This window comes from Actinopolymorpha pittospori (genome assembly GCF_014873875.1).
GTDB lineage: Bacteria > Actinomycetota > Actinomycetes > Propionibacteriales > Actinopolymorphaceae > Actinopolymorpha > Actinopolymorpha pittospori.
Genome location: NZ_JADBEM010000001.1, coordinates 3719971 through 3745780, shown reverse-complemented (window position 1 = coordinate 3745780; position 25810 = coordinate 3719971). Strand labels below are relative to the sequence as shown.

Here is a 25810-nt window from a genome sequence, read left to right as displayed (position 1 = left end):
CTCGTGGCTGGGCATCGACACAGCCACTCGCAGTTGGGCGTATGCCACCGGATGACCATAGGAACGAGGCCTCGAACGGACCCCGACTTGTCCTTGACGCGGCTGCTGAGCTGATCACGAGTCTTCCAAGAGGCCTGGCTCGCGGCCTCCCCCGTCAGGACCAACCCCACTTCCTCCGGCAGGGGGAACGGCCGGGCTCCTCCATGGCCCGGCGGGCCGACTACGGTGTGAGGCGTGCGAGACAACATCAGCAGGCCGGCGGCCCCATGAGCGTCGCGGGTCTGCTGCTCGCCGCCGGCGCCGGTCGACGCATGGGACGGCCGAAGGCACTGGTGGAGTTCGAGGGACGTCTGCTCGTCGAGCGTGCCCTCGCGTTGGTGACCGAAGGGGGCTGCTCCCCCAACCACGTCGTCCTCGGCGCGAGCCTGGACGAGGTGGTCGCGACCGCCGACCTGACCGGAGCCACCGTCGTACCCAATCCCGACTGGCCCAGCGGCATGGGCTCCTCGCTGCGCGCCGGCCTCGACTCCCTGCCGGCCGACGCGGAAGCTGTGGTGGTCACGCTGGTCGACCAGCCGCTCCTGACCGCGCGGACCGTACGCCGACTGCTCGCGGCGTACGAGCAGGGCGCGGTCGCCGCTGTCGCGACCTACGCGGGCAAGCCCCGCAACCCCGTGCTGCTCGCGCGTTCCACCTGGGCCGACGTCGCGGCGCTGGCGGTCGGCGACGTCGGGGCGCGCGCCTACCTACGGTCGCACCCCGAGCTCACCACACCGGTGCCCTGCGACGACGTGGGTTCGCCGGAGGACCTGGACACCCCTGAGGACCTCGCCGGCCTGAAGGAGCGGGGCGAGCCCACCGGCTGACCACGGTCAGCCGGTGCGCGAGACCACCAGGTCGCAGAGGGCGGCGAGGGCCTTGCGGGCGGGGATGTCGGGCAACGGGTCCAGACTCGCCCGTGCGTCGTCGGCCCACTGCTGCACGATCACGCGGGCCTCCTCCATCGCCGGGTGTGCGCGCAACAGCCCGAGCGCCTCGAGATGGCGGGCGTCGTCGGTCAACGGAGCGGACAGGAGCTCGATCAGCCGGGCGTCGGCCGGGTCGGTCGAGCGCTGGGCCAGCAGCACCGGCAGGGTGGGGACGCCCTCCCGCAGGTCGGTGCCTGGTGTCTTTCCGGACTGCGCCGAGTCGCTGGTGAGGTCGAGGATGTCGTCGGAGAGCTGGAACGCGATGCCGATCTTCTCGCCGAAGTCCGTCATGACGGACTCGATCGCGGCCGACGCACCGGTGAGCTTGGCGCCGAGCCGTGCCGAGGTCGCGATCAGGGACCCCGTCTTGTCGGTGAGCACCGCGAGGTAGTGGTCGAGCCCGTCCGCCCCCTCGGCCGGGCCGAGGGTCTCCCGGATCTGCCCCTCGACCAACCGGCCGAAGGTCTGGGCCTGGATGCGTACGGCGTCCAGGCCGAGGTCGACCATCAGGTCCGACGCCTTCGCGAACAGGTAGTCCCCGGTGAGGATCGCGACGGAGTTGTCCCAACGCGCGTTGGCGCTCGGTGCGCCGCGGCGCAGCACCGCCTCGTCCATCACGTCGTCGTGGTGCAGCGTCGCCAGGTGCGTGAGTTCGAGGACGACCGCGACCGGCACGACCGCCGTCGACTCCGGGTCCCCGAACTCCGCGCCGAGTACGACGAGCAGCGGCCGGAACCTCTTGCCGCCCGCGTCCATCAGGTGCCGCGCGGCCTCGGTGACGAAGCCGAACTCGCTCGCCACCTCGCGGGCGAGTTCCTCCTCGATCTCAGCCAGCCGCCGGCGTACCCGCTCTTCCAGGTCGCGGTCGACCGACGGCAACGCAAGACCCGCCATGCTCATCGGCGTACCTCCCCTGCGGGCGTGTCGTCACACCTGCGGATCGCGTCTAACCCACCAGGTGTGCGGCCCGTGTCGCGAGCTCGAACAGCGGCTGCGGCATCAGACCCAGGACAACCGTAGCGGCGACGCCCACAGCGACCGCGACCGAGGTGAAGACGCTCGGCACCGCGACGGTCGGTCCCTCGGCGGCCGGCGTGGAGAAGAACATCACCACGATGACCCGGACGTAGAAGAACGCCGCCACCACACTGGCCAACACACCGATCACCACGAGCGGCCAGGCGCCGCCCTCCCAGGCCGCGCTGAAGACCGCCCACTTGCCCATGAAGCCACTGGTCAGCGGGATTCCGGCGAAGGCGAGCAGGAACAGCGTCATGACGCCGGCGAGCAACGGGGACTTCTTCCCGAGCCCGGCCCACCGGGACAGGTGCGTCGCCTCGCCACTCTGGTCGCGGACCAGCGTGACGACCGCGAAGGCGCCGACCGTGGCGAAGCCGTAGGCCGCGAGGTAGAAGAGCACCGCGGAGGTGTTCGCCGCGATGGCGTCGCGGACCCCGACGAAGCCCACCAGCAGGAAGCCCGCGTGCGCGATCGAGGAGTACGCCAGCATCCGCTTGATGTCGGTCTGCGTGAGCGCGAGTACCGCGCCCACCCCCATCGTGATGATGGCGATGACCCAGATCATCGGCTGCCAGTCCCAGCGAGCCGCACCGAGCGCGACGTAGAAGAGCCGGAGCAGGGCGCCGAACGCGGCGATCTTGGTGCAGGCGGCCATGAAGCCGGTGATGGCGGTCGGAGCGCCCTGGTAGACGTCCGGCGTCCACATGTGGAACGGCGCGGCACCGATCTTGAACAGCAGGCCGACCGCGACCAGCGCCGTGCCACCGAGCAGCAGCCCGTCCAGGCCGACCTTCGCGCCGACGGCCGCAGCGATGCCGGAGAACGACACCGTGCCGGCGAAGCCGTAGAGCAGCGCCATGCCGTAGAGGAAGAACGCCGAGGCGAAGGCGCCGAGCAGGAAGTACTTCATCGCGGCTTCCTGCGACAGCAGCCGGCGCCGCCGGGCCAGGCCACACAGGAGGTACAGCGGGAGCGAGAGCACCTCGAGCGCGACGAACATCGTCAACAGGTCGTTGGCGGCGGGGAACAGCAGCATGCCGCCGACCGCGAAGAGGAAGAGCGGGAACACCTCGGTCTGCTCGAGCCGGCGGCTGAGCGCCTCACGCTCGGCCTCGGTGCCGGGCAGCGCCGACGCCTGGGCCGCGAACGCCGTCACTCCACCGTCGACGTGGCGCTCGGCCAGCAACAGGACGGAGATGATCGCCATCACGATGATGGTGCCCCACAGGAACAACGTGAAGCCGTCGATCGCGACCGCGCCCTCGGCCGCCACCATCGAGGTACCGGCCAGCCCGATCGTCGTCACCAGCGCCGCCACCAGGGCGACGAGGGCGACGACGACGTGGGTCGGGTAGCGCAGCCGACGCGGAAGGAACGCCTCGAGGAGTACGCCGAGGATCGCCGCACCGAAGACGATGAGCATCGGCGCGAGCTTGGAGTACTCGATCGTCGGGCTCTGAAACTCCTGGGCCAGGATGATCGGAGTCACTTCGTACCTTCCGAAGGAGCCGTGACGGGGACTTTCGGCGCCGGATCGGTCACACCGACCCGGCTCATCGTCGACTCGACCGCAGGCGAGATCAAGGCGATGGCGGGCTTGGGGAACAACCCGAGCACGAGGATGAGGATGATCAGCGGCGCCACCGCGAAGATCTCACGTGGCCGCAGGTCACGCATCTTCGCCACGCTCGAGGCGGTCGGGCCGGTCATCGTGCGTTGGTAGACGATCAGCATGTAGAGCGCCGCCAGGATGATCCCGCAGGTCGCGATGATCGCCGGCAGCTCGTAGCGGCTGAACGTCCCCGAGAGGGAGAGGAACTCACTCACGAACGGCGCCAGCCCAGGTAGGGCGAGGCCCGACAGACAGGCGAACAGGAAGGTGCCGGACAACACCGGCGCCACCTTGTCCACCCCACCGAAGTCGGAGATCCGGGAGGACCCCCGCCGGGAGATGAGGTAACCGCCGACGAGGAACAACGCCGCCGTCGACAGACCGTGGTTCAGCATGTAGAGCGTCGCGCCGGTCTGGCCCGTGCTCGTCATCGCGAAGATGCCGAGCACGATGACGCCGAAGTGGGAGACCGAGCTGTAGGCGATCAGGCGCTTGATGTCGCGCTGCCCGATCGCAAGCACCGCGCCGTAGATGACGCTGATCACCGCCAGTGTGATCACCACCGGCGTCGCCCACTTCGAGGCGTCCGGGAAGAGCTGCAGGCAGAAGCGGATCATGCCGAACGTCCCGATCTTGTCGAGGATCGAGACCAGCAGGACCGAGGTGCCAGGTGTCGCCTCCCGGGCGGCGTCGGGCAGCCAGGTGTGGACCGGCCACATCGGCGCCTTGATCGCGAACGCCACGAAGAAGCCCGCGAACAGCCACTTCTGGGTGGCCGGGTCGATGTTGAGCTGGGTCAGCGCGTTGAGCAGGAACGACGGCTGCCCGTTGGTCTGCGCCACCGACAGGGCGTACAGGCCGATCACGGAGGCCAGCATCAACAGACCACCGAGGAGGCTGTAGATGAGGAACTTCACCGCGGCGTAGGAGCGCCTCGGCCCGCCGTAGCTACCGATCAGGAAGTAGACCGGGATCAGCGTCGCCTCGAACAGCAGGTAGAAGAGGAAGACGTCGGTCGCCGAGAAGACGCCCAGCGCCAGCGTCTCCAGCACCAGCATCAGCGCGAAGAAGGTCTTGACGCTACGACGCGGCGCCACGGTCTCCTCGCCCTCCACCGCCGGTGGGTCGGCGTCGTTCCAGGAGGCCAGCATCACCACCGGCGTGAGGAGCGCGGTCAGCACGAACAGGACCAGACCGATCCCGTCCAGGCCGAGCGCGTAGTGGACACCGAACGCCGGGATCCACTGGTGCTGCTCGACGAACTGGAAGTGGTGCCCGTCGCCTGAGCCGGCGGCGTTCGGGTCGAAGCGCACCGCCAGCACGATCGTGAGGATCAACGCGACCGTGGAGAAGGCCAGGGCGGTCTGCTTCGCGAGCAGGTCGCGGCCCTTCGGTAGGAGAGCCACGACGATCGCCCCGACGGCGGGGAGCACGCCGATGACGGTCAGCCAAGGGAAGTTGTTCACGACAGCCTCACCAACAGCATGGACACGACGACGAGGGCGGCGCCCCCGAACATGACGAGAGCGTAGGAGCGGACGAAGCCGGTCTGCAGTCGGCGGACCCGGCCGGAGACACCACCGACGAACGCCGCGAGGCCGGTGACCACGCCGTCGACACCGCGGTCGTCGAAGGTCACCAGACCGCGGGTGACCTCCTGGCCGGGGCGCATCAGCACGACCTCGTTGAACGCGTCGCCGTACAGGTCACGACGGGCGGCCGTGGTGATCGGCGACACCTTCGTCGGAGCCACCTCCGGAACGTCACGCCGGGCCACGAAGTACCAGGCCGCGACGATGCCGAGCGCGACGACGAGGAGCGTCAGGAGGGTCATCGCGAGTACCGACATCGGCCCTTCGGCGTGCTCCTCCCCCACGACCGGCTCGAGCCAGCTGACGATGCCACCGCCGAGGTAGGCCAGGCCGGCACCACCGACCAGGCTGAGCGCGGCCAGGATGATCAGCGGAATCGTCATCACCGGTGGCGACTCGTGCGGGTGGGCGTCCTTGGCCCAGCGCTTGTGGCCGAGGAAGGTCATGTAGACCATCCGGCTCATGTAGAACGCCGTGATGCCGGCGCCGACCAGCGCGCACAGGCCGATCCAGATGTTGTAGGAGAAGGCCGCCTCGATGATCTTGTCCTTGCTGAAGAACCCGGCGAAGGGCGGGACTCCGATGATCGCGAGGTAGCCGACCACGAACGTGCCGAAGGTCAGCGGCATGAACTTGCGCAGCGCACCGAACCTGCGCATGTTGATCTCGTCGTTCATGCCGTGCATGACCGAACCGGCGCCGAGGAACATGTCGGCCTTGAAGAAGCCGTGCGTCAGCAGGTGGAAGATCGCGAAGGCGTAGCCCACCGGACCGAGCCCGGCCGCGAGCATCATGTAGCCGATCTGGCTCATCGTCGAACCGGCCAGCGCCTTCTTCAGGTCGTCCTTCGCACACCCGATCACCGCACCCATGAGCAGGGTGATCGTGCCGACCGCCACCACCGCGGACTGCGCGGCGGGTGCCTGGTCGAAGATCGCGTGCGAGCGGGTCACGAGGTAGACGCCCGCGGTCACCATCGTCGCGGCGTGGATCAGCGCGGAGACCGGGGTCGGACCCTCCATCGCGTCCAGCAGCCAGGACTGCAGCGGGAACTGCGCCGACTTTCCGCACGCGCCCAGCAGGAGCAGGAACCCGAGCGCGGTGGCGATGCCGGTGCCTGCGGCGCCGATGTGGGAGAAGACGCCCGCGAAGGAGGAGGTGCCGAACGTCGCCAGCATCAACATGACGGCCAGGGACAGGCCGACGTCACCGACACGGTTGACGACGAACGCCTTCTTGGCCGCCGTGGCTGCCGAGTGCTTGTGCTGCCAGAAGCCGATCAGCAGGTACGAGGCGACACCGACGCCCTCCCAGCCGATGAAGACGAACAGGAAGTCGTTGGCGAGGACCAGCAGCAGCATCGCCGCGACGAACAGGTTGAGGTATCCGAAGAACCTCTTCCTGCGCTCGTCGTGGGCCATGTAGCCAAGGGAGTAGATGTGGATGATGCTGCCGACGCCGGTGATGAGCAGGACGAAGCACACCGACAGCTGGTCCAGCAGCAGGCCCGCCTCGACGTGGTAGCTCGGCAGCGGGATGAAGGTGAAGAGCTGCTGCTGGACGGCCCGGTCGTCCGCGCCGCGTCCGAGCATGGTGAAGAACATCACCGCGCCCAACACGAACGACGCGATCGGGGCAGCGCACCCGAGCAGGTGACCCCAGGACTTGCCAGCGCGTCCGGAAAGGAGGATCACCGCTGCCGACACCGCCGGGATGGCGACGATCAGCCACAGCAGCGAGAAGACGCCGCTCGCCTGGGCCGCTTGCTCGCCGGCCTGGGCCAGGGCGCTCACAGGGGTGGTCACGTGGGTCTCGCCTCTCGCATCAGAACTAGCCGCATCGGAATATGCAGCCCGCTAGAACTTCAGCAGGCTGGCGTCGTCGACGGAGGCCGAGCGACGAGTCCGGAAAATGGTCATGATGATCGCCAGTCCGACGACGACCTCGGCCGCCGCCACGACCATCACGAAGAACGCCACGGTCTGGCCCTCGAGGTTGCCCCACTGGCGGGCGAACGACACGAAGGCCAGGTTGCCGGCGTTCAGCATCAGCTCGACGCACATGAACACGACGATGGCGTTGCGGCGTACGAGCACGCCGAGCGCGCCGATGATGAACAGCAGCGCGGACAGCACGAGGTAGGGGCCGGCGGTCATGCGTCACTTCCTTCGTGAGTGCCCTCGCCGGAGTCACCCTCGCCGGCCGCGCCGTTCTTGGAGTGTCCGTTGGCCGACGCCTCACCGTCTGGGCGGTGGCGCACCGACCGGGGCCGCGGCTTGCCCGTGTAGGGCTCCAGCCCCGGCACCTGGTTGGTGTAGCGCTCCGGATCGCGCACGGTGCCGCGGGCGATGAGGACCCGGGACACCGACGACTCCGCCGCGGTGCCGTCGGGCAGCAGGGCGGGTGTGTCGACAGCGTTGTGTCGGGCGAACGTGCCCGGCGCCGGCAGCTGGCCCGGGTGCCGGCCGCGGTCGGCGTAGTCCTTGAACCGCTGCTCGGCGAGTTCCTTCTGGGTCAGCTTGGCGGTCAGCCGCTCGCGGTGGGCGAGGATCATCGCGCCCATCGCCGCGGTGATCAGCAGCGCGCTCGTGACCTCGAAGGCGAAGACGTACTTCGAGAAGAGCAGCCCCGCGAGGCCCGGGACGTTTCCGTCCGGCGTCGCCGCGGCCAGCCCGACCGGTTGCCCGAGGGTGATCCCGCCGATCGCGGTGAAGATCAGGACCCCGAAGATGATCGCGCCGATGATCGCCAGCCAGCGTTGCCCACGCAGTGTCTCCACCGGTGAGTCGGAGGCGTCGACACCGACGAGCATCAGGACGAACAGGAAGAGCATCAGGATGGCGCCGGTGTAGACGATCACCTGGACGGCGAAGAGGAACGGCGCGTCCTGGCTCGCGTAGAGAATCGCGAGGCACATCATCACCGCTGCCAGGAGCAGCGCACTGTGCACCGCCTTCCGGGCGAGCACCATGCCCAGGGCGGCCAGCACCGCGATCGGTGCGAGCACCCAGAACGTCGCGGTCATGAGTGCGCTGCCTCGCTCTCCACGTTCTTCTTCTCCTTGGAGCCACCGCTGGACCAGCCGGGGAGTCCGGCGCCGAGGTAGTAGTCCTTCTCGTCCTTACCGAGCCGCATCTCGTGCGGTGGCTCCTCCATGCCCGGAAGCATCGGAGCCAGCAGGTCCTTCTTCTCGTAGATCAGCTTGGCGCGGTCGTCGTCGGCGAGCTCGTACTCGTTGGTCATCGTGAGTGCCCGGGTGGGGCACGCCTCGATGCACAGCCCGCAGAAGATACAGCGCAGGTAGTTGATCTGGTACACCCGGCCGTAGCGTTCGCCTGGCGAGAAGCGGCCACCTTCGGTGTTGTCCGCACCCTCGACGTAGATCGCGTCCGCCGGGCAGGCCCACGCGCACAGCTCACAGCCGATGCACTTCTCCAGCCCGTCGGGGTGCCGGTTGAGCTGGTGCCGGCCGTGGAACCGCGGCGCGGTGGGCTTCTTCTCGAACGGGTACTGCTCGGTGACCGCCTTCCGGAACATCGTCCGGAAGGTCACCCCGAATCCTGCAATCGGGTCCCAGAGCTGCTGCTTGAGACTAGCCACGGGAGTCCTCCTGGCCTGCTCTGTCGGTGGATCGTGTGTCCCCGGACGCCCGGCCGTCCGAGCCCGCCGTCGCGGCCGACAGCGTGACCGCCGCCGGCTCCAGGTCGGGCACCTTCTGTCCCGGCATCGGCGGGACTGGGTAGCCCCCGACGAACGGATCGAACGGGACCTTCTCGGCTTCTTCCTTGGCGTCCTGTTCGGCCTTCTCGCGGCGTGCCGCCCTGGAGTCGTAGACGAACGACAACAGGAGCACGGCGACGATCACGGCCCCGACGCCGATGAAGAACTGGCGTTGGTAGCCGGCGGTGAGGGTCGCCCGCGCGGTCGCGACGAAGACCGTCCAGACCAGCGCGATCGGGATCAGGAACTTCCACCCGATGCGCATGAACTGGTCGTAGCGGAAGCGCGGCATCGTTCCGCGCAGCCAGATGAAGACGAACATGAAGACCAGGACCTTGCCGATGAACCACACCAGCGGGAGCCAGCCCTCGTTGGCGCCGGACCACAGCGAGAGCGGCCACGGCGCCCGCCAGCCGCCGAGGAACATCGTGGTGGCCAGGGCCGAGACCGTGACCATGTTGACGTACTCGGCGAGGAAGAACAGGAGGTACTTCATCGAGGAGTACTCGGTCAGGAAGCCCGCCACCAGCTCGCCCTCGGCCTCGGGCAGGTCGAACGGCGCACGGTTCGTCTCACCGACCATGGAGATGATGTAGATGACGAACGACGGGAGCAGCACGATGGCATACCAGCTCGGTAGCTGGACCTCCAGGCCGAAGATGTTGGCCGATGTGCCGCTCGCCTGGGCGCCGACGATCTCCGAGGTCGACATCGAGCCGGAGTAGAGGAACACCGCGACGAACGCGAGGCCCATCGCGACCTCGTAGGAGATCATCTGCGCCGAGGAGCGCAGACCACCGAGCAGCGGGTAAGTCGAACCCGACGACCAGCCACCCAGCACGATGCCGTAGATGCCGAGCGAGGCGACCGCCAGCACCAGCAGGACACCGACCGGCAGGTCGGTGAGCTGCAGCGGCGTGCGGTGGCCGAAGATGCTCACCTCCGGGCCGAGCGGGATGACCGAGAACGCCGTGAACGCCATCGCCGCCGAGATCACCGGCGCCAGCACGTAGATCACGGTGTCGATGTTCTTCGGCCGGATCGTCTCCTTCAGCGACAGCTTGACGCCGTCGGCGAGGCTCTGGAGCAGACCGAAGGGGCCGTGCACCTTGGGCCCGATGCGGTGCTGCATCCGGGCGACGACCTTCCGCTCGAACCACACGTTGAAGATCGTGAAGACGAGCAGCAGGACCGTGATCGCGACAGCCTTGATGAGGACGATCCACCACGGGTCGTTGCCGAACGCCGACAGCTCCCCGGCGGCGAGGGGCGTCACAGTGGCGGCGGTCATGCCGGACCTCCCTGACTGGCATCGGCCTGGTTGGTGTCGCTCGCCGGCGACGCCGCGCGGGCGATCCCGACGATGGCGCCGGCGTCGACGCCGAGCCTCTCGTGGATCGCCGAGCCCGGCGAGTTCGTGGGCAGCCAGACCACCTGGTCGGGCAGGTCCCCGATGACGAGCGGCAGGTTCACTTCACCACGGTTCGTGGAGACCGAGAGGTGCTCGCCTTCGGCGAGTCCGAGGGTCGCGGCGGTGGCCGCGGAGAGGTAGGCCCGGGCCGGGCGTGCCGTTCCGGCCAGCTGCGGCTCACCAACCTGCAGGCGGCCCTGGTCGAGCAGCTGCGACCAGGTGGCGAGGACGGCCTCACCGTCGCGCGGCTGTGCCGGGTCGGGTGAAGGCAGGCGCGGGGGCACGGCGCGGGCGCCGTCCCAGGCTCCGAGTTCGACGAGCTCCGCACGTGCGCCCTCGACGGTGGAGAAGCCGAGCGGCGCGTCGAGCTCGTCGGCCAGGCCCGCGAGGACCCACAGGTCCGAGCGGTGGTCGGCGTCACGCAGCGCCTGCTCGAACGGCCGGACCCGGCCCTCCCAGTCGACGAAGGTGCCGGCCTTCTCGGCGACCGCGGCCACCGGGAACACCACGTCGGCGTACTCGGTGACCTCGCTGGCGGCGAGCTCCAGGCTCACCACGAACGCGGCCTTCTCCAGCGCGACCCGCGCCGCGGCCGGGTCAGGCAGGTCGGCGATCTCGACGCCTCCGACGACCAAGGCGCCCAGCTCGCCGCGGGCGGCGGCGGTGAGCATCGTCGAGGTGTCGCGACCGGGCTCGATCGGCAGGTCGCCGACGCCCCAGGCGGTGCTGAGGTCCACCCGCGCGGCCGCGTCGAAGCTCGGCCGGCCACCGGGCAGCAGGTGCGGGAGGCAGCCGGCGTCGACGGCGCCGCGCTCGCCCGCGCGGCGCGGAACCCAGGCGAGCCGGGAGCCCGTCACCTCGGCCAGCCGCAGCACGGCCGAGAGTGCGCCGGGCACCGCGGCCAGGCGGGAACCGACCAGGATGACGCTGCGCTCACCGCGCAGCGCCTCCGCGGCGGTGAGACCGGCCTCGTCGAGCCCGCTCTCGGCACCGCCGTTGGCGAGTGCGTCGAGGAACTCCGCCTCGGTGCCGGGAGCGGCCCGCAGCAGCGTGCCGGACAGCTTCTCGAGCCCGCGGGTGGTGTGCGAGCCCATCGACAGGACCTTGGTGCCGCCCTTGCGTGCCGCCTTGCGCAGCCGCAGGAAGACGATCGGCGCCTCCTCCTCGACCTCGAGGCCGACGAGCAGGACCGAGCGGGCCGCCTCGAGCTCGCGGTAGGTGACACCGAGGCCGGTGCCCGCCACGGCGGAGGAGAGGAAGTCCGCCTCCTCGTGGGAGTGCTGGCGGGCGCGAAAGTCGACGTCGTTCGTCCCGAGCGTGACCCGGGCGAACTTCGCGTAGGCGTAGGCGTCCTCCATCGTCACCCGGCCACCGGTCAGGACACCGGCACCGCCCTGCGCGGCCGCGAGACCGTCGGCGGCCACCCGGAACGCCTCCGACCAGGAGGCGGGACGCAGCTCGCCGCTCTCCTCGTCACGGACCAGCGGAGTGGTGAGGCGGTCCTTCTCGACGGCGTACCGGAAGGCGAACCGGCCCTTGTCGCAGATCCACTCCTCGTTGACCTCGGGGTCGTCGCCGGAGAGCCGGCGCATGACCTTGCCGCGCCGGTGGTCGGTGCGGATGGAGCAGCCGTTGGCGCAGTGCTCGCAGGTGCTCGGGCTCGACACCAGGTCGAACGGCCGGGACCGGAAGCGGTACTGCGAGCTCGTCAGCGCGCCCACCGGGCAGATCTGGATGGTGTTGCCGGAGAAGTAGCTCGAGAACGGCTCCTTCTCGTAGATGCCGACCTGCTGCAGCGCGCCCCGCTCGAGCAACTCGATGAACGGGTCACCGGCCACCTGGTTGGAGAAGCGGGTGCAGCGCGCGCAGAGGACGCAGCGTTCGCGGTCGAGCAGCACCTGGCTGGAGATGTTGATCGGCTTGGGGTAGGTGCGCTTCTCCTCGTGGAAGCGCGTCTCACCCCGGCCGTTGCTCATCGCCTGGTTCTGCAGCGGGCACTCGCCGCCCTTGTCACAGATCGGGCAGTCGAGCGGGTGGTTGACCAGCAGGAACTCCATGATCCCCTGCTGGGCCTTGTCCGCGACCTGCGACGTCAACTGGGTCTTGACGACCATGCCCGGGGCGACCTCGATGGTGCAGGACGCCTGCGGCTTGGGGAAGCCACGACCGTTGCCCGCGTCCGGGATGTCGACCAGGCACTGCCGACAGGCGCCCACCGGGTCCAGCAGCGGGTGGTCGCAGAAGCGCGGGATCTGGATCCCGATCATCTCCGCCGCGCGGATCAGCAGGGTGCCCTTCGGCACGCTCACCTGGACGTCGTCGATGGTGAGGGTGACGAGGTCTTCCAGTTCGGCCGACGTCTGGTCGGACGCCTGCACAGTCATACGCCAACTCCTGCGGTCGCAGTCTCGGCCTCGAACAGGGTCGCGGCCGCCGGGTCGAACGGGCAGCCGCCGTGCTCGAAGTGCGCGACGTATTCGTCGCGGAAGTGCTTGAGGGACGACATGATCGGCGCGACCGCACCGTCGGCCAGGGCGCAGAACGACCGGCCGGCGATGTTGTCACACAGGTCGAGCAGCGTGTCCAGGTCGTCGACGCTGCCGTCGCCGTGCTCCAGGCGTTCGAGGAGCTGCACCAGCCACCACGTGCCTTCACGGCACGGCGTGCACTTGCCGCAGGACTCGTGCTTGTAGAACTCCGTCCACCGGAGCACCGCCCGCACGACACAGGTCGTGTCGTCGAACATCTGGAGGGCACGGGTGCCGAGCATGCTGCCGACGCCCATCATTCCCTCGTAGTCGAGCGGGACGTCGAGATGCTCCTTGGTGAGCATCGGCGTGGACGAGCCGCCCGGCGTCCAGAACTTCAGCTCGTGCCCGGCGCGGATGCCGCCGGCGAGCTCGAGGAGTTCCCGCAGCGTGATGCCCAGCGGGCCTTCGTACTGCCCGGGACGCTCGACGTGTCCGGACAGCGAGTAGATGACGTGCCCCTTGCTCTTCTCGGTCCCCATCGAGGAGAACCACTCAGGGCCGTTGGCGACGATCGCGGGAACGCTCGCGATCGACTCCACGTTGTTGATGACAGTGGGCGAGGCGTACAGACCCGCGACGGCCGGGAAGGGCGGCCGCAGCCGGGGTTGGCCGCGACGGCCTTCCAGGGAGTCGAGCAGCGCGGTCTCCTCGCCACAGATGTAGGCGCCCGCGCCCGCGTGCACGACGACCTCGAGGTCGTAGCCCGAGCCGAGGATGTCCTTGCCGATGTAGCCGGCGGCGTAGGCGTCCGAGACCGCCTGCTGCAGCCGTCGGATGACGTGCAGGACCTCACCGCGTACGTAGATGAACGCCTGCCGCGCCCGGATCGCGTAGGCCGAGATGATGACGCCCTCGACCAGCGTGTGCGGGCTCGCCAACATCAACGGGATGTCCTTGCAGGTACCCGGCTCGGACTCGTCGGCGTTGACGACGAGGTAGCGCGGCTTGTCCGCCAGCGGCGGCAGGAAGCCCCACTTCATCCCGGTCGGGAAGCCCGCGCCTCCACGACCGCGCAGGCCGGAGTCCTTGACCATCTGCATGACGTCGTTGGGGTCGAGGGTCACCGCGTGCTTGAGCGCGCGGTAGCCACCCTGGTCGACGTACGCCGGCAGGGTCCAGGACCCCTCCTGCGCCCAGTTGGCCGTGAGGACCGGCGTCAGCGGATCCGTCATCGCTGTCCCTTCTCGCCTTCACCGTTCGAGGCAGCGCCACCGGGCCTCTTGCCCTCCGGCGCGTCGGCTCGCTTGTCGGGACCGGCGCCCGTCCCCGAACCCACCTCGGCGGCGCGCGACTCGGAGTGCGCGCGCTGGGTGTCGGACTGCTCGGCTGCCCGGGTGGCCTCGGCGGGGGTGGACGGGCGGGTGGTGAGGTCGGGCGCCGTGCCCTCGCCGCCACCTACCGCGGACCAGCCTCGCTCGTGTGCCAGCCGGAGCCCCACCAGGGAGGCCTCACCACTGGCGGGCCCCTCGTCGGCGCGGCCGTCGGGGAAGCCCGCGAGCACCCGCTCGGCCTGCCGCCACGTGCACACCCGTGCACCGCGGTCGGCCTCGACCTCCACGCCCGCGCGCAGGTCGTCGACCAGCTTCCGGGCCCGCTGGGGAGTCATGTTGTCGAAGAACTCCCAGTTGACCATCACCACGGGCGCGAAGTCGCACGCCGCGTTGCACTCGACGTGCTCCAGGGTGATGGAACCGTCCTCGGTGGTCTCGTCGTTGCCGATCCCGAGGTGGTCCTTCAGGCTCGAGAAGATCGCGTCGCCACCCATGACCGCGCAGAGGGTGTTGGTGCACACGCCCACGTGGTAGTCACCGACGGGACGACGCTTGTACATCGTGTAGAACGTCGCCACCGCCGCGACCTCCGCCGCGGTGATGTCCAGGAGTTCGGCGCACACCTCGATGCCCTCGGGGCTGACGTGGCCCTCCTCGCTCTGGACGAGGTGGAGCATCGGGAGCAGCGCCGAGCGCGGCTCCGGGTAGCGCGCGATGATCTCCCGCATCTCCGCACGTGTCTTGTCGCTGATCACCGGTCCACCCCACCCATCACGGGGTCGATGCTCGCGACCGCGACGATGACGTCGGCGACCTGGCCGCCTTCGCACATCGCCGCCGCCGTCTGCAGATTGACGAAGGACGGGTCGCGGAAGTGGGCCCGGAACGGCCGGGTCCCACCATCGGAGACCAGGTGGCAGGCCAGCTCGCCGCGCGGCGACTCCACCGCGAAGTAGGCCTGGCCGGCCGGCACCCGGAAGCCCTCGGTCACCAGCTTGAAGTGGTGGATCAGGGCTTCCATCGACTCGCCCATGATGTGCTTGATGTGGTCGAGTGAGTTGCCCAGACCGTCCGGCCCGAGGGCCAGCTGGCTCGGCCAGGCGATCTTCTTGTCGGCCACCATGACCGGGCCCGGCTTCTCGAGACGCTCGACGCACTGCTCGACGATCTTGAGGCTCTCGTGCATCTCCTCGACGCGGATCCGGAACCGACCGTAGGAGTCGCAGGAGTCCCACGTCTTCACGTCGAAGTCGTAGGTCTCGTAACCCCAGTAGGGCTGGGTCTTGCGCAGGTCCCACGGGTAGCCGGTCGCGCGGAGCACCGGCCCGCTCGCACCGAGTGCCATGCAGCCGGTCAGGTCGAGGTAGCCGTTCTCGCCGAGGCGCCCCTTGAAGATGGGGTTCTCGTTGCAGAGTTCGGCGTATTCGGGCAGGTGCTTCTTCATCCAGACGATGTACTCGCGGATCTGGTCGAGCGTGCCGTCGGGCAGGTCCTGCGACACACCGCCGGGGCGGATGTACGCGTGGTTCATCCGCAGGCCGGTGATCAGCTCGAACAGGTCGAGTGTCTTCTCCCGCTCGCGGAACCCGATCGTCATGACCGTGAGGGCGCCGATCTCCATGCCGCCGGTGGCGATCGCCACCAGGTGGGAGGAGATGCGGTTGAGCTCCATCATCAGCACCCGGATGACCTTCGCCCGCTCGGGGATGTCGTCCTCGATGCCGAGCAGCTTCTCCATCGCTCCGACGTAGGCGGCCTCGTTGTAGAACGGCGAGAGGTAGTCAGCGCGGGTGCAGAAGGTCACGCCCTGGGTCCACGTCCGGTATTCCATGTTCTTCTCGATACCGGTGTGGAGATAGCCGATCCCGCACCGCATGTCCTTCACGGTCTCGCCCTCGAGTTCGAGGATCAGCCGGAGAACGCCGTGGGTGGACGGGTGCTGCGGGCCCATGTTGACGACGACCCGTTCCTCATTGGCCTCGGAGACTCCCTGCACAACGGAGTCCCAGTCCTGGCCAGTGACGGTGAAGACCTGGCCTTCGGTGGTGTCCCGGAGACCGGCGTAGGGGTCCTGAGGCTTCTCTTGCTGCGTAGTCATCAGTTGTATGACCTCCGCTCGTCCGGAGGCGGAATGGTTGCGCCCTTGTACTCGACAGGGATGCCGCCCAGTGGGTAGTCCTTGCGCTGCGGGTGCCCCGGCCAGTCGTCGGGCATCTCGATCCGGGTCAGGCCCGGGTGTCCGTCGTAGACGATGCCGAAGAAGTCGTAGGCCTCGCGCTCGTGCCAGTCGGCGGTCGGGTAGATGTCGACGACCGACGGCATGTGCGGATCGGCGTCCGGGCAGGTCACCTCGAGCCGGATCCGGCGGTTGTGGGTCATGGAGAGCAGGTGGATAACGGAGTGGAGTTCGCGGCCGGTGTCGCCTGGGTAGTGAACACCTGAGACACCGCTGCAGAACTCGAACCGCAGACCCACGTCGTCGCGCAGCTTGCGAGCGACGTCGATCAGGTGCGTACGCCGGACATAGAACGTGATCTCGCCGCGGTCGACGACGACCTTCTCGATCGCCTCGTCGAACGCCGGGGTGCCGTCCTCGCCGAGCACCCGGTCGAGTCGCTGGGCGACCTCGTCGAACCAGCCGCCGTAGGGCGGCGGGGTTCCACCGGGGGTGACGACCGTGCGGACCAGGCGGCCGTAGCCGGAGGTGTCACCGCTGCCCCGCGCGCCGAACGCGCCGCGCCGGGTCTCGATGACCTCCGGCGGCGTCGGCTCACGGCGGCTCGGCAGGCGTTCCTGGCCTTCGTCGGGCTGCTGCCCGGCGTCAGGCTTCTGCTCGTCGCTCATCGCAGCAGCCCCTTCATCTGCGAGGTCGGCGCGCTCTCGAGGGCGACGCGCTCCTGCTCCTCGAGCAGGCGCTTCTTGTTGACGCCGAGCTTGTCCGTCTGGATCTTGTGGTGCAGCTTGACGATCGCGTCGAGCAGCATCTCCGGGCGCGGCGGGCAGCCGGGCAGGTAGATGTCGACGGGGACGACGTGGTCGACGCCCTGGACGATCGCGTAGTTGTTGAACATCCCGCCGCTCGACGCGCAGACACCCATCGACAGCACCCACTTGGGCTCGGGCATCTGGTCGTAGATCTGCCGCAGCACGGGTGCCATCTTCTGGCTCACCCGGCCGGCGACGATCATCAGGTCGGCCTGGCGGGGCGACGCGCGGAAGACCTCCATGCCGAACCGCGCGGTGTCGTAGCGGGGCCCACCGGTCGTCATCATCTCGATCGCGCAGCAGGCCAGGCCGAACGTCGCGGGCCACACCGACGCCTTGCGGAAGTAGCCCACGATGCCTTCGACCGTGGTCAGCAGGACCCCGGCGGGCAGCTTCTCTTCCATGCCCATGGTTGTCAGCCCTCTTCCGAGTGCATGGTCGGACCCAGCGGGCCCGGCGCGTGGTTCAGTCCCATTCGAGCCCCCCGCGCTTCCAGACGTAGGCGTAGGCCACGAAAACGGTCAGGATGAACAGCACCATCTCGACCAGCCCGAACATCGCCATCTGGTCGAAGGCGACCGCCCACGGGTACAGGAAGATGATCTCGATGTCGAAGATGATGAAGAGCATCGCGGTGATGTAGTACTTCACCGGGAAGCGACCACCACCGGCCGGCTGCGGTGTGGGTTCGATCCCACACTCGTAGGACTCCACCTTCGCCCGGTTGTAGCGCTTCGGGCCCATGACGGACCCGGCCACGGCCGAGACGACCGCGAAGCCGCCGCCGAGCAGAAGCAGTATCAGAATCGGCACATAGGGGTTCACGCCGACCTGCTCCCCTTTCTGGCTGTAGTCGTTCCGGCCCCCGGGCTGGTCATCCTAGGGCTCCTCTTTTTCGCGGGATCCGCCACGGACCCCGGTCCGGCGGCGCTCCGCCGGTTTGATCGCCACACCGATTTCACCGCACCCTCCCTAGGCCGCCGGAGCCACTTTGCACATGGCGTTGATGACCCGGTCCATCGCGTCGCCTCCACGAGGGTCGGTCAGGTTGGCCAGCAACTTGATCGTGAAGCGCATCAGCACCGGGTGCGGCAGGCCGTGTCGCGTGGCCAGCTTCATGATCCGGGGATCGCCGATCGCCTTCACGAACACCCGCCCGAGCGTGTAGTAACCGCCGTACTGCGCCTTGAGCGCGCGCGGGTAGGTGCGCAGAACCCGCTCGCGGGAGGAGCCGTCGGGCCGCGCGAGTGCCTGGGCGACGATCTGTGCCGCCAGCTCGCCCGACTCCATGGCGTAGGCGATCCCTTCGCCGTTGAAGGGGTTGACCATGCCGCCGGCGTCACCGACGAGCAACAGACCAGAAGAGTAGTGGGGCTGCCGGTTGAACCCCATCGGGAGTGCCGCTCCGCGCACCGGACCGACCTGCTGGTCGTCGACGAAGCCCCACTCCTCCGGCATTCCCGACAACCACGCCTTGAGCAGCGCCCGGGTGTCGGTGTTCTGGAAGCCCGTGCTGGTGTTGAGGAGTCCGAGCCCGACGTTGCTGGTGCCGTCGCCCATGCCGAACACCCAGCCGTAGCCAGGAAGCAGGTTGCTCTGCCCCGGTTTGCCGTCCCAGAGCTCGAGCCAGGACTCCAGCCAGTCGTCGTCGTGGCGAGGGTTGGTGAAGTAGGTGCGTACGGCCACGCCCATCGGGCGGTCCTCGCGCCGGCGCAGGCCGACCGAGACCGAGAGCCGGGAGGAGTTGCCGTCAGCGGCGATCACCAGCGGCGCGCGGTAGGTGACCTCTTCCGGCACGGCGTCCGACCCGGCCTCGCGGGACGGCTTCGCGGTCACGCCCACCAGCCGACCGGTGCTCTCGTCGGTGACCGGACCGGTCACGGTGGTGCGCTCGAGCAGCCGGGCGCCGGCCTTCTCCGCGTGCCGGGCGAGCATCTCGTCGAAGTCGCTGCGCTTGCGCACGAGCCCGTACGAAGGGAACTCGGCCAGGTCCGGCCAGGGAAGTTCGAGCCGCATCCCGCCGCCGTAGATGCGCAGGCCCTTGTTCTGCAACCAGCCCGCGGCCTCGGAGGTGTCGATGCCCATGGCGACGAGTTGCTTCACGGCGCGGGGGGTGAGCCCGTCGCCACACACCTTCTCGCGCGGGAACGCCGTCTTCTCGAGAAGGAGAACGTCGAGGCCGGTGCGGGCCAGGTGATATGCGGTCGTGGCACCAGCCGGACCTGCTCCGACGACGATGACGTCCGCGTCGTAATCAGCGCTCTTGCGGCTCATCGGCCCTCATGCCTGGTTAGAGATGTCGGGACCTGGTTCGGTAGCTCGGTCTGAGGACTTGTGAACGTCTTCACGAATCCTTGACGGTGACAGTCTACGAGGTACCCCGCCATCGATGCGCAAGCCCCCACGCCAGCGCTGACCTGGGGATTTAAGCGACGTTCGGGTTGCAAAAAAGCGCCTGGCCGGCCCCGGACAACTGTCATCGAAGTGGCAGTCTTCGAACGCGGATACCGCGGGCTCCGAGCGCCACGATCGCACCGATCTGGAGATCGTCGGCGATGACGTCCAGGTGCGCGAGGAACACCTCGGCGAGGTCGGCCGCCGGGGCCGCCGAGACCTCCTCGGTGACCAGCACCGACGGCCCGAGCGAGCGCTGACCCGCCAGCAGCAGGCCGAACTCGGTGAACGAGGAGATGAGCACCCGCTGGTCGAACCGGGCATGCTCCAGCAGGTCGACGTCGGCCGCCCCCTGCAGGTCGAGGGCGTCGACGTGGACGGCGTCGTGACCGGCCGCCTCGAGGTAGTGGCACAGCCGGGTGGAGATGTTCTTGTCGGCGAGGAACCTCACGCGGGTTCCCGCAACGGGACCATCGTGACCTCGGCGGCCGAGGCGGCGTACAGCAGCGCCTGACGCAGGTCCTCGGCCTCCACGAACGGGAACTCCACCTGGATCTGTTCGAGCCTCCAGCCGGCGGCGACCAGGCGCACCAGCTGGGCCACGGTGAATCGCAGGCCACGGATGCAGGGTCGTCCGTCCATCTTGCCCGGCTCGACGGTGATCCGGTCCAACACCTTCTGGCTCCTTCGGTCCTCACGATCGCTACGGATCGGCGCGCCTCCTGGGCACGGTCAGGGTCTGTGACGGGGTTCGAACGAGTGCGGCGGCGAGCGCCTCAGGGCCGGTGCGCCCGGTGCATCGCGACGATGCCGCCGCTCAGGTTGCGCCACTCGACGCGCGACCAGCCGACCTTCGCGAACCCCGCGGCGAGTTCCTCCTGCCCGGGCCAGGCTCGGATCGACTCGGCCAGGTAGACGTAGGCATCCGGGCCGGAGGACACCCGGCGCGCGATCGCGGGGACCGCGCGCATGAGGTACTCGACGTACACCGTGCGGAACGGCGGCCAGACCGGGCGGCTGAACTCGCACACCACGACCCGCCCACCGGGCCGCGTCACCCGCAGGAGCTCCGCGAGGCCGGCGTCCACGTCGACCACGTTGCGCAACCCGAACGAGACCGTGACCGCGTCGAAGCTCGCGTCCGCGAACGGCAGCCGCAACGCATCGCCGGCGACGAACGACAGTTCCGGACGCAGGCGCTTACCGCGCGCGACCATCCCCAGCGAGAAGTCGCAGGGAACGACCAGGACGCCGGGCTTGGCCATGGGAGCACTCGAGGTGCCAGTTCCGGCCGCGAGGTCGAGGACGCGCTCGCCCGGGCGCGGGTCGACGGCGTTCACCACCGCACGCCGCCACCAGCGGTCCTGCCCGAGCGAGAGCAGGTCGTTCACCAGGTCATACCGCTCCGAGATGTCGTCGAACATCGTCGCCACCTCGTGCGGCGCCTTTGCCAGGGATGCACGTGCCACGTGTCCAACCTCTCACGCCCGGCCCGGGGCGTCGCCCAGGGCCGACCTCCTACGCTGGGGAGCCGTGACGGAATCATCGGCCATCCACGACGACGACCTGGCGCCGGGCAGTACGCCGCGACTCGTCGTACGCACCACCGAGCTGGGCCGCGAGGTCGACCTGCTCGCCACACTGCCGCCCACCGAGGCCACCGCCTGGGTGCGACGCGGCGAAGGACTCGTCGGTCACGGCGAGGCCGTCCGACTCGACGTCGCGGGACCCGACCGGTTCGCGACCGCGGTCCGCTGGTGGTCACGACTGTCGGCCTCGGCCGCCGTTCGTGACGAGATCGGGGAGCCCGGCACCGGGCTGGTGGCCTTCGGCTCCTTCGCGTTCGCGGACGAACCCGGACATTCCACCCTTATCGTGCCACGCATCGTCCTCGGCCGCAGGGGTGACCGGACCTGGCTGACCACGATCGCCGTCGAGCCGGCACTGCCGGTGGTGCCGTCGATCGCGTCGTTCCCCACCTCCTCGCAGGTGGGCCGGCCCGAAGGCGTGGTCTTCGCCGACGGTGCCCTCACCGGCGCTCAGTGGGCGGCCGCGGTGGCCGACGCCGTACGCCGGATCGGTGCCGGCGAGCTCGACAAGGTGGTGCTCGCCCGGGACCTCCTCGCGATCGCCGAGAAGCCGATCGACTTCCGCTGGCCGCTGACGCGGATCGCACAGGACTACCCCGCGTGCTGGACCTACGCCGTCCAGGGCCTGATCGGCGCGACCCCGGAGATGCTGGTCCGGCTGGAGAACGGCCTGGTCACCTCGCGTGTTCTCGCGGGAACGATCCGCCGCAGCAACGACGACGCGCACGACCTCGCCCTGGCCGCCTCGCTCGCGCGGTCGAGCAAGGACCTCGAGGAACACGAGTACGCCGTTCGTTCGGTGGCCGACGCGCTCGCGCCGCACTGCTCGAGCGTCAACGTGCCGGAGTCGCCGTTCGTCCTCCACCTGCCCAACGTCATGCACCTCGCGACCGACCTCGCGGGGGTCCTCGCCGATGACTCCACCGCCCTCGAACTCGCCGCCGCGCTGCATCCCTCCGCCGCGGTGTGCGGTACGCCCACGCCGGTCGCCCTCGAGCTGATCGCCGAGCTGGAACACATGGACCGGGGGCGCTACGCCGGGCCCGTCGGCTGGGTGGACGCGGCCGGAAACGGCGAGTGGGGAATCGCCCTGCGGTGCGCGCAGATCGACCCGGAGGACTCCCGACGGCTGCGGCTGTTCGCCGGTTGCGGGATCGTCGCCGACTCCGTGCCCGAGGCCGAACTCGCGGAGGCGCAGGCGAAGCTGGTGCCCGTACGCGACGCGCTCGGGACCTGAGGAGGCACGCGTCCGAGCGGGCGGCGGCGTTCCATGATCACGGAGATGGGGGTGCCGGGAGATGGCGGACGAGCTGGGTGCACCCGGTCTGGGTGAACTCGGTCTGGGTGGGCTCGACCTGGGTGAGCTGGTGGCCGGTCGGCGGGTGCTCGGCGTGTTCGCCCATCCCGACGACGAGACCTTCTTCGCCGGCGCGACGTTCGCCGCCTGCGTGGCGGCCGGCCGCGACGTACGGCTCGCGACCCTGACCGCGGGCGAGGCCGGCGCGATCGGCGTGGCGCCGGCGAGGAGGGCCGTCGACCGTGCCGACCTCGGCGCGCTCGAGGCGGCCGCCATCGCGGGACTCGCGCGGTACGCCTCGGCGTGCACGGCGCTCGGAGTACGCCGGTTCGGTGTCGTCGCTCCCGGACGTTGGCGCGACGTCGGCGATTCGGGGCCGGGCTCGCTGGCCGCCGGTGACCCGGCCGAGATCGCCGTCGCTGTCAAGGATCTGTTGACGGAGTACCGGCCCGACGTCCTGGTCACGGTCGACGCCGACGGCGTGACCGGTCACCCCGACCACATCCGTGCCCACGAAGCGGTCCTGGCCGCACTGGACCTCCTGGGTTCGACCGGCACGCCTGCCCTGGCGCTCGGCGGCTGCGTACGTGCGGACGACGTCACGACCGCCCGCGAGCGCCTCGCGGGGCTGGTGCCGGGCGGCCAGATCGGGACGACCCGGATCGTGGGGACGTCGGAGCGCGGCCTCCTCCGGACCGCCTGGTCCCCCGACGCCGGCGCCGCCAAGCTGGCCGCCCTGGACGCCTACGCGCCCGGGCTGGGCTCCGCGGCCCTGCCCGATCTCGTCCCCGACGAGCCGCCGGTGGGCGACGGCATCCTGCTCAGGACCATCGCCGAGGTGGTCGGTCCGCCGCACGAGTACTTCCGCCCGCTCCGCCCCTGAGGTGACGTGCCGTCGCACGCGTGCCGGCTACCGGTGCGCGGTGCGACCGGCGAGGCCCCGCGAGGCCCCGGAGAGGCTCAGGAGTAGACGGCGAGTGAGATCCCGACGTAGTGGGCGACGAACGCCGCGACCGTGAACGCGTGGAAGATCTCGTGGAAACCGAACCAGCGCGGCGAGGGGTTGGGCTTCTTGGTGGCGTAGACGATCGCCCCCGCGGAGTAGAGCAGCCCGCCCGCGAGGATCAGGACGAAGACGGCGGTACTGCCGCGGGAGAAGAACGCCGGCAGCCAGAACGCCGCCGCCCAGCCGACCGCGACGTAGACCGGCACGTACAACCACCGCGGCGCGCCCAGCCAGAGCACCCGGAACGCGACACCGAGCAGCGCGCCGACCCACACGATCGTCAGCAGCACCTGCGCGTCGCGGCGGTCGAGGAGCAGCAGCGTGAAAGGCGTGTAGGTGCCCGCGATGATCAGGAAGATGTTGGCGTGGTCGAGTCGGCGTAGGACGCCCGCGGCGCGTGGCGTCCAGCGGCCGCGGTGGTAGAGCGCGCTCACACCGAACAGCAGGCTCGCCGTCAACGCGAAGATCGCCGTCGCGATCCGCGCCTCGGTCGTCGGCGCCAGCACGACGATGACGATGCCGGCCGCCACGGAGAGCGGGAACGTCCCCGCGTGCAGCCAACCCCGCAACTTCGGCTTGACCGTCTGTGCGACGTCGTGGACGGTGCCGCCGAGGTCGGGCACGTGCATGGACACCTCCGTGCTGCGGAATGGTGCGTCGACGGTTCGGAGAGAGTTCGCGGACCGCCCGAAGACAAGGTACGGGACCAACCTGGCCGTAACGAACCGAACCTCAGGGGCGTTCCAACCGGACCTGTCCATCCCGCACGTGCAGGATGTGGGTCGGGCGGACAGCTTCGACCAACTTCCGGTCGTGGCTCGCGAGCACGAGCGTACCGTCGTAGGCCGCCAGCGCCTGTTCGAGTTGCTCGACCGCGGGCAGGTCGAGGTGGTTGGTCGGCTCGTCCAGGACGAGCAGGTTGGCCTGCCGGGCGACCAGGAGCGCGAGGTCGGCACGGGTGCGCTCCCCTGGTGAGAGCGAGCCGGTCGGTCGTACGACGTCGTCGGCGCCGAGTCCGAACTTCGCCAGCAGGGTCCGCGCCTCCGTCTCGTCCTGGCCGGAGCTTCGGCGAAACGCCTCCAGGAGCTCGACGTCGGCCGCGACGCCACGGCGTACCTGGTCGATCTCGCCCAGAACCACGCCGTGCCCGACCCAGCGCTCGCCCGCGCTCGGCGTGAGCCGGCCGAGCAGGACCCCGATCAGGCTGGACTTGCCGGCGCCGTTCGGCCCGACCACCACCACCCGGTCGGCGTAGCGCAGGTCGAGGTCGACCGGGCCGAGCCGGAAGTTTCCGCGTTCGACGACGACACCGGAGAGCCCCGCGACCCGGGTACCGCTGCGCGCCTTCTGGTCCAGCCGCAGCCGCAGCTCCCACGGTGTCCGCGGCTCCTCGACCGTCTCCAGCCGCTCGGCCGCACGCAGCGCCCGCGCGGCGCCCGCGCCGGTCGCCTGGCTCTTCTGGACGTGGAAGTGCTTGCTGTTCTTGTCGTTGTCGGCCGGCCGGCGATGCGCGCGGGTCGCTCCGGAGCGCGCCCATTCCTGCTTGCGGCGGGCCTGTTCGAGCAGCGAGTCCCGCTGGCCGGCGTAGGTGTCGTAGGCCTCCTGCGCCCGGGCGTGGGCGCGCTCGCGCTCCTCGAGGTAGGTCGCGAAGCCGCCGCCATAGACCTGCCCGGTCCGGCTGAACTCGTCGATCTCGAGGACGTCGGTCGCCACCCGGTCGAGGAACGCCCGGTCGTGCGAGACGACGACGAGCGCGCCCGGCCGGCTGGTGAGGAACTCCTCCAGTTGGGCGAGCCCCGCGAGGTCGAGGTCGTTGGTGGGTTCGTCGAGCAGCAGGACGTCGAACTTCGCGAGAAGGACCGACGCGAGGGCCAGCCGGGCCAGCTGGCCGCCGGACAGGGACAGCACCGGGTCGGCGAGCCCGTCGGGCGGCAGGTCGAGGTCGGCGAGGACGGCCGGCGCGCGGACGTCCAGGTCGGCGGCACCGAGGGCGAGGTAGCGGTCCAGGGCGAGCGCGTAGCGGTCGTCGGCGCCCTTCACCCCGTCGGCGAGTGCGGTGGTCGCCGCGACCAGTTCGGCGTCGGCGTCGGCGACGCCGCTACGGCGCGCGAGGTATCCCTCGAGCGTCTCGCCTGGTCGGGCGTCACGCTCCTGTGGGAGCAGACCGACCGTGGCGGCGGCCGGTTGGCGTTCGACGCCGCCCCCGTCCGCGGCGAGGGTTCCCTCCATGACCCGCAGCAGGGTCGTCTTGCCGACCCCGTTGGGTCCGACCACGGCGAAGCGGTCGCCGGGTGCGACGGTGACGGAGATGCCGCCGAGCACGAGCTGCGGACCGAGGTGAAGCTGGACGTCACGAACGACGAGAGTGGACATGTGCTGCTCCGGAAGGCGACGTGGCCAGAAGAGGCTGGCCA

At 69.6% G+C, this 25810-nt stretch carries 24 protein-coding genes; 3 read left to right on the top strand and 21 right to left on the bottom strand.

The genetic code is table 11. The annotated features are described in order from the left end of the window. The first annotated feature begins 266 nt into the window (after nt 1–266). Complete coding sequence (locus tag HEB94_RS17770; RefSeq protein WP_192750929.1) at nt 267–866, top strand: nucleotidyltransferase family protein; 600 nt, start codon at nt 267–269, stop codon at nt 864–866. Between the two features lie 6 nt (nt 867–872). On the opposite strand, the gene HEB94_RS17765 is transcribed toward HEB94_RS17770, so the two are convergent. The 19 genes from HEB94_RS17765 to HEB94_RS17675 all read right to left on the bottom strand — a co-directional run bounded on the left by HEB94_RS17765 (nt 873) and on the right by HEB94_RS17675 (nt 20973). Beyond that, nucleotides 873–1868, bottom strand: a complete 996-nt coding sequence (locus HEB94_RS17765; RefSeq protein ID WP_192750928.1) for a polyprenyl synthetase family protein — start codon at nt 1866–1868, stop codon at nt 873–875. A gap of 46 nt (nt 1869–1914) precedes the next feature. Next, complete coding sequence (gene nuoN / locus HEB94_RS17760) at nt 1915–3477, bottom strand: NADH-quinone oxidoreductase subunit NuoN (protein ID WP_192750927.1); 1563 nt, start codon at nt 3475–3477, stop codon at nt 1915–1917. Next, nucleotides 3474–5066 carry an NADH-quinone oxidoreductase subunit M gene (locus tag HEB94_RS17755; protein WP_192750926.1) on the bottom strand — a complete coding sequence of 531 codons (1593 nt, stop codon included), beginning with the start codon at nt 5064–5066 and terminating at the stop codon, nt 3474–3476. The genes nuoN and HEB94_RS17755 overlap by 4 nt, the downstream gene beginning before the upstream one ends. Beyond that, nucleotides 5063–6976, bottom strand: coding sequence for an NADH-quinone oxidoreductase subunit L (gene nuoL, locus HEB94_RS17750; protein WP_192756517.1), 1914 nt, complete (start codon nt 6974–6976; stop codon nt 5063–5065). The genes HEB94_RS17755 and nuoL overlap by 4 nt, the downstream gene beginning before the upstream one ends. A gap of 72 nt (nt 6977–7048) precedes the next feature. Further along, on the bottom strand, nt 7049–7348 hold the full coding sequence (gene nuoK / locus HEB94_RS17745; RefSeq protein WP_192750925.1) for an NADH-quinone oxidoreductase subunit NuoK: 300 nt from the start codon (nt 7346–7348) through the stop codon (nt 7049–7051). Then, nucleotides 7345–8217, bottom strand: a complete 873-nt coding sequence (locus tag HEB94_RS17740) for an NADH-quinone oxidoreductase subunit J (protein WP_192750924.1) — start codon at nt 8215–8217, stop codon at nt 7345–7347. The genes nuoK and HEB94_RS17740 overlap by 4 nt, the downstream gene beginning before the upstream one ends. Further along, nucleotides 8214–8792: an NADH-quinone oxidoreductase subunit NuoI gene (gene nuoI, locus HEB94_RS17735; RefSeq protein ID WP_192750923.1), complete on the bottom strand. Its 579-nt coding sequence runs from the start codon at nt 8790–8792 to the stop codon at nt 8214–8216. Before nuoI ends, HEB94_RS17740 begins: the two co-directional genes overlap by 4 nt. After that, entirely contained in the window at nt 8785–10203 is a 1419-nt protein-coding gene (gene nuoH / locus HEB94_RS17730) for an NADH-quinone oxidoreductase subunit NuoH (protein ID WP_192750922.1), read from the bottom strand. Before nuoH ends, nuoI begins: the two co-directional genes overlap by 8 nt. Continuing rightward, nucleotides 10200–12707: an NADH-quinone oxidoreductase subunit G gene (locus HEB94_RS17725; protein ID WP_192750921.1), complete on the bottom strand. Its 2508-nt coding sequence runs from the start codon at nt 12705–12707 to the stop codon at nt 10200–10202. Before HEB94_RS17725 ends, nuoH begins: the two co-directional genes overlap by 4 nt. Next, complete coding sequence (gene nuoF, locus HEB94_RS17720) at nt 12704–14026, bottom strand: NADH-quinone oxidoreductase subunit NuoF (protein ID WP_192750920.1); 1323 nt, start codon at nt 14024–14026, stop codon at nt 12704–12706. Before nuoF ends, HEB94_RS17725 begins: the two co-directional genes overlap by 4 nt. Beyond that, nucleotides 14023–14853, bottom strand: coding sequence for an NADH-quinone oxidoreductase subunit NuoE (gene nuoE / locus HEB94_RS17715; protein WP_192756516.1), 831 nt, complete (start codon nt 14851–14853; stop codon nt 14023–14025). Before nuoE ends, nuoF begins: the two co-directional genes overlap by 4 nt. A 23-nt stretch (nt 14854–14876) precedes the next feature. After that, complete coding sequence (locus HEB94_RS17710) at nt 14877–16223, bottom strand: NADH-quinone oxidoreductase subunit D (protein WP_192750919.1); 1347 nt, start codon at nt 16221–16223, stop codon at nt 14877–14879. Then, on the bottom strand, nt 16223–16969 hold the full coding sequence (locus tag HEB94_RS17705) for an NADH-quinone oxidoreductase subunit C (RefSeq protein WP_192750918.1): 747 nt from the start codon (nt 16967–16969) through the stop codon (nt 16223–16225). Before HEB94_RS17705 ends, HEB94_RS17710 begins: the two co-directional genes overlap by 1 nt. Next, nucleotides 16966–17520, bottom strand: coding sequence for a NuoB/complex I 20 kDa subunit family protein (locus tag HEB94_RS17700; protein WP_192750917.1), 555 nt, complete (start codon nt 17518–17520; stop codon nt 16966–16968). The genes HEB94_RS17705 and HEB94_RS17700 overlap by 4 nt, the downstream gene beginning before the upstream one ends. A 55-nt stretch (nt 17521–17575) precedes the next feature. Then, nucleotides 17576–17935, bottom strand: a complete 360-nt coding sequence (locus HEB94_RS17695) for an NADH-quinone oxidoreductase subunit A (protein WP_192750916.1) — start codon at nt 17933–17935, stop codon at nt 17576–17578. Between the two features lie 147 nt (nt 17936–18082). After that, nucleotides 18083–19384, bottom strand: coding sequence for a geranylgeranyl reductase family protein (locus HEB94_RS17690; protein WP_192750915.1), 1302 nt, complete (start codon nt 19382–19384; stop codon nt 18083–18085). 202 nt (nt 19385–19586) lie between these two features. After that, nucleotides 19587–19955: a DUF5615 family PIN-like protein gene (locus HEB94_RS17685; protein WP_192750914.1), complete on the bottom strand. Its 369-nt coding sequence runs from the start codon at nt 19953–19955 to the stop codon at nt 19587–19589. Further along, nucleotides 19952–20179, bottom strand: a complete 228-nt coding sequence (locus HEB94_RS17680) for a DUF433 domain-containing protein (protein ID WP_192750913.1) — start codon at nt 20177–20179, stop codon at nt 19952–19954. Before HEB94_RS17680 ends, HEB94_RS17685 begins: the two co-directional genes overlap by 4 nt. A 101-nt stretch (nt 20180–20280) precedes the next feature. Further along, nucleotides 20281–20973, bottom strand: a complete 693-nt coding sequence (locus HEB94_RS17675) for a demethylmenaquinone methyltransferase (protein ID WP_192750912.1) — start codon at nt 20971–20973, stop codon at nt 20281–20283. A gap of 64 nt (nt 20974–21037) precedes the next feature. On the opposite strand from HEB94_RS17675, the gene HEB94_RS17670 reads away from it, so the two are divergent. Both HEB94_RS17670 and HEB94_RS17665 read left to right on the top strand, forming a co-directional pair. Further along, complete coding sequence (locus HEB94_RS17670) at nt 21038–22330, top strand: isochorismate synthase (protein WP_192750911.1); 1293 nt, start codon at nt 21038–21040, stop codon at nt 22328–22330. Between the two features lie 61 nt (nt 22331–22391). Next, nucleotides 22392–23273 (top strand): PIG-L deacetylase family protein, encoded by an 882-nt coding sequence (locus HEB94_RS17665; RefSeq protein ID WP_192750910.1) that lies wholly within the window; start codon nt 22392–22394, stop codon nt 23271–23273. A 77-nt stretch (nt 23274–23350) separates the two neighbouring features. Here HEB94_RS17665 and trhA read toward each other — a convergent pair whose 3' ends face one another. Next, nucleotides 23351–24025: a PAQR family membrane homeostasis protein TrhA gene (gene trhA / locus HEB94_RS17660; protein WP_192750909.1), complete on the bottom strand. Its 675-nt coding sequence runs from the start codon at nt 24023–24025 to the stop codon at nt 23351–23353. Nucleotides 24026–24128: 103 nt separating this feature from the next. Further along, nucleotides 24129–25769: an ABC-F family ATP-binding cassette domain-containing protein gene (locus HEB94_RS17655; protein ID WP_192750908.1), complete on the bottom strand. Its 1641-nt coding sequence runs from the start codon at nt 25767–25769 to the stop codon at nt 24129–24131. Nucleotides 25770–25810 lie beyond the last annotated feature (41 nt).

Coding starts and splice junctions, on each gene's coding strand:
- HEB94_RS17770 (WP_192750929.1), top strand. CDS start 267: ATGAGCGTCGCGGGTCTGCTGCTCGCCGCCGGCGCCGGTCGACGCATG.
- HEB94_RS17765 (WP_192750928.1), bottom strand. CDS start 1,868: ATGAGCATGGCGGGTCTTGCGTTGCCGTCGGTCGACCGCGACCTGGAA.
- nuoK (WP_192750925.1), bottom strand. CDS start 7,348: ATGACCGCCGGCCCCTACCTCGTGCTGTCCGCGCTGCTGTTCATCATC.
- HEB94_RS17740 (WP_192750924.1), bottom strand. CDS start 8,217: ATGACCGCGACGTTCTGGGTGCTCGCACCGATCGCGGTGCTGGCCGCC.
- nuoH (WP_192750922.1), bottom strand. CDS start 10,203: ATGACCGCCGCCACTGTGACGCCCCTCGCCGCCGGGGAGCTGTCGGCG.
- HEB94_RS17725 (WP_192750921.1), bottom strand. CDS start 12,707: ATGACTGTGCAGGCGTCCGACCAGACGTCGGCCGAACTGGAAGACCTC.
- nuoF (WP_192750920.1), bottom strand. CDS start 14,026: ATGACGGATCCGCTGACGCCGGTCCTCACGGCCAACTGGGCGCAGGAG.
- nuoE (WP_192756516.1), bottom strand. CDS start 14,853: ATGCGGGAGATCATCGCGCGCTACCCGGAGCCGCGCTCGGCGCTGCTC.
- HEB94_RS17710 (WP_192750919.1), bottom strand. CDS start 16,223: ATGACTACGCAGCAAGAGAAGCCTCAGGACCCCTACGCCGGTCTCCGG.
- HEB94_RS17705 (WP_192750918.1), bottom strand. CDS start 16,969: ATGAGCGACGAGCAGAAGCCTGACGCCGGGCAGCAGCCCGACGAAGGC.
- HEB94_RS17700 (WP_192750917.1), bottom strand. CDS start 17,520: ATGGGCATGGAAGAGAAGCTGCCCGCCGGGGTCCTGCTGACCACGGTC.
- HEB94_RS17690 (WP_192750915.1), bottom strand. CDS start 19,384: ATGAGCCGCAAGAGCGCTGATTACGACGCGGACGTCATCGTCGTCGGA.
- HEB94_RS17665 (WP_192750910.1), top strand. CDS start 22,392: ATGGCGGACGAGCTGGGTGCACCCGGTCTGGGTGAACTCGGTCTGGGT.
- trhA (WP_192750909.1), bottom strand. CDS start 24,025: ATGCACGTGCCCGACCTCGGCGGCACCGTCCACGACGTCGCACAGACG.
- HEB94_RS17655 (WP_192750908.1), bottom strand. CDS start 25,769: ATGTCCACTCTCGTCGTTCGTGACGTCCAGCTTCACCTCGGTCCGCAG.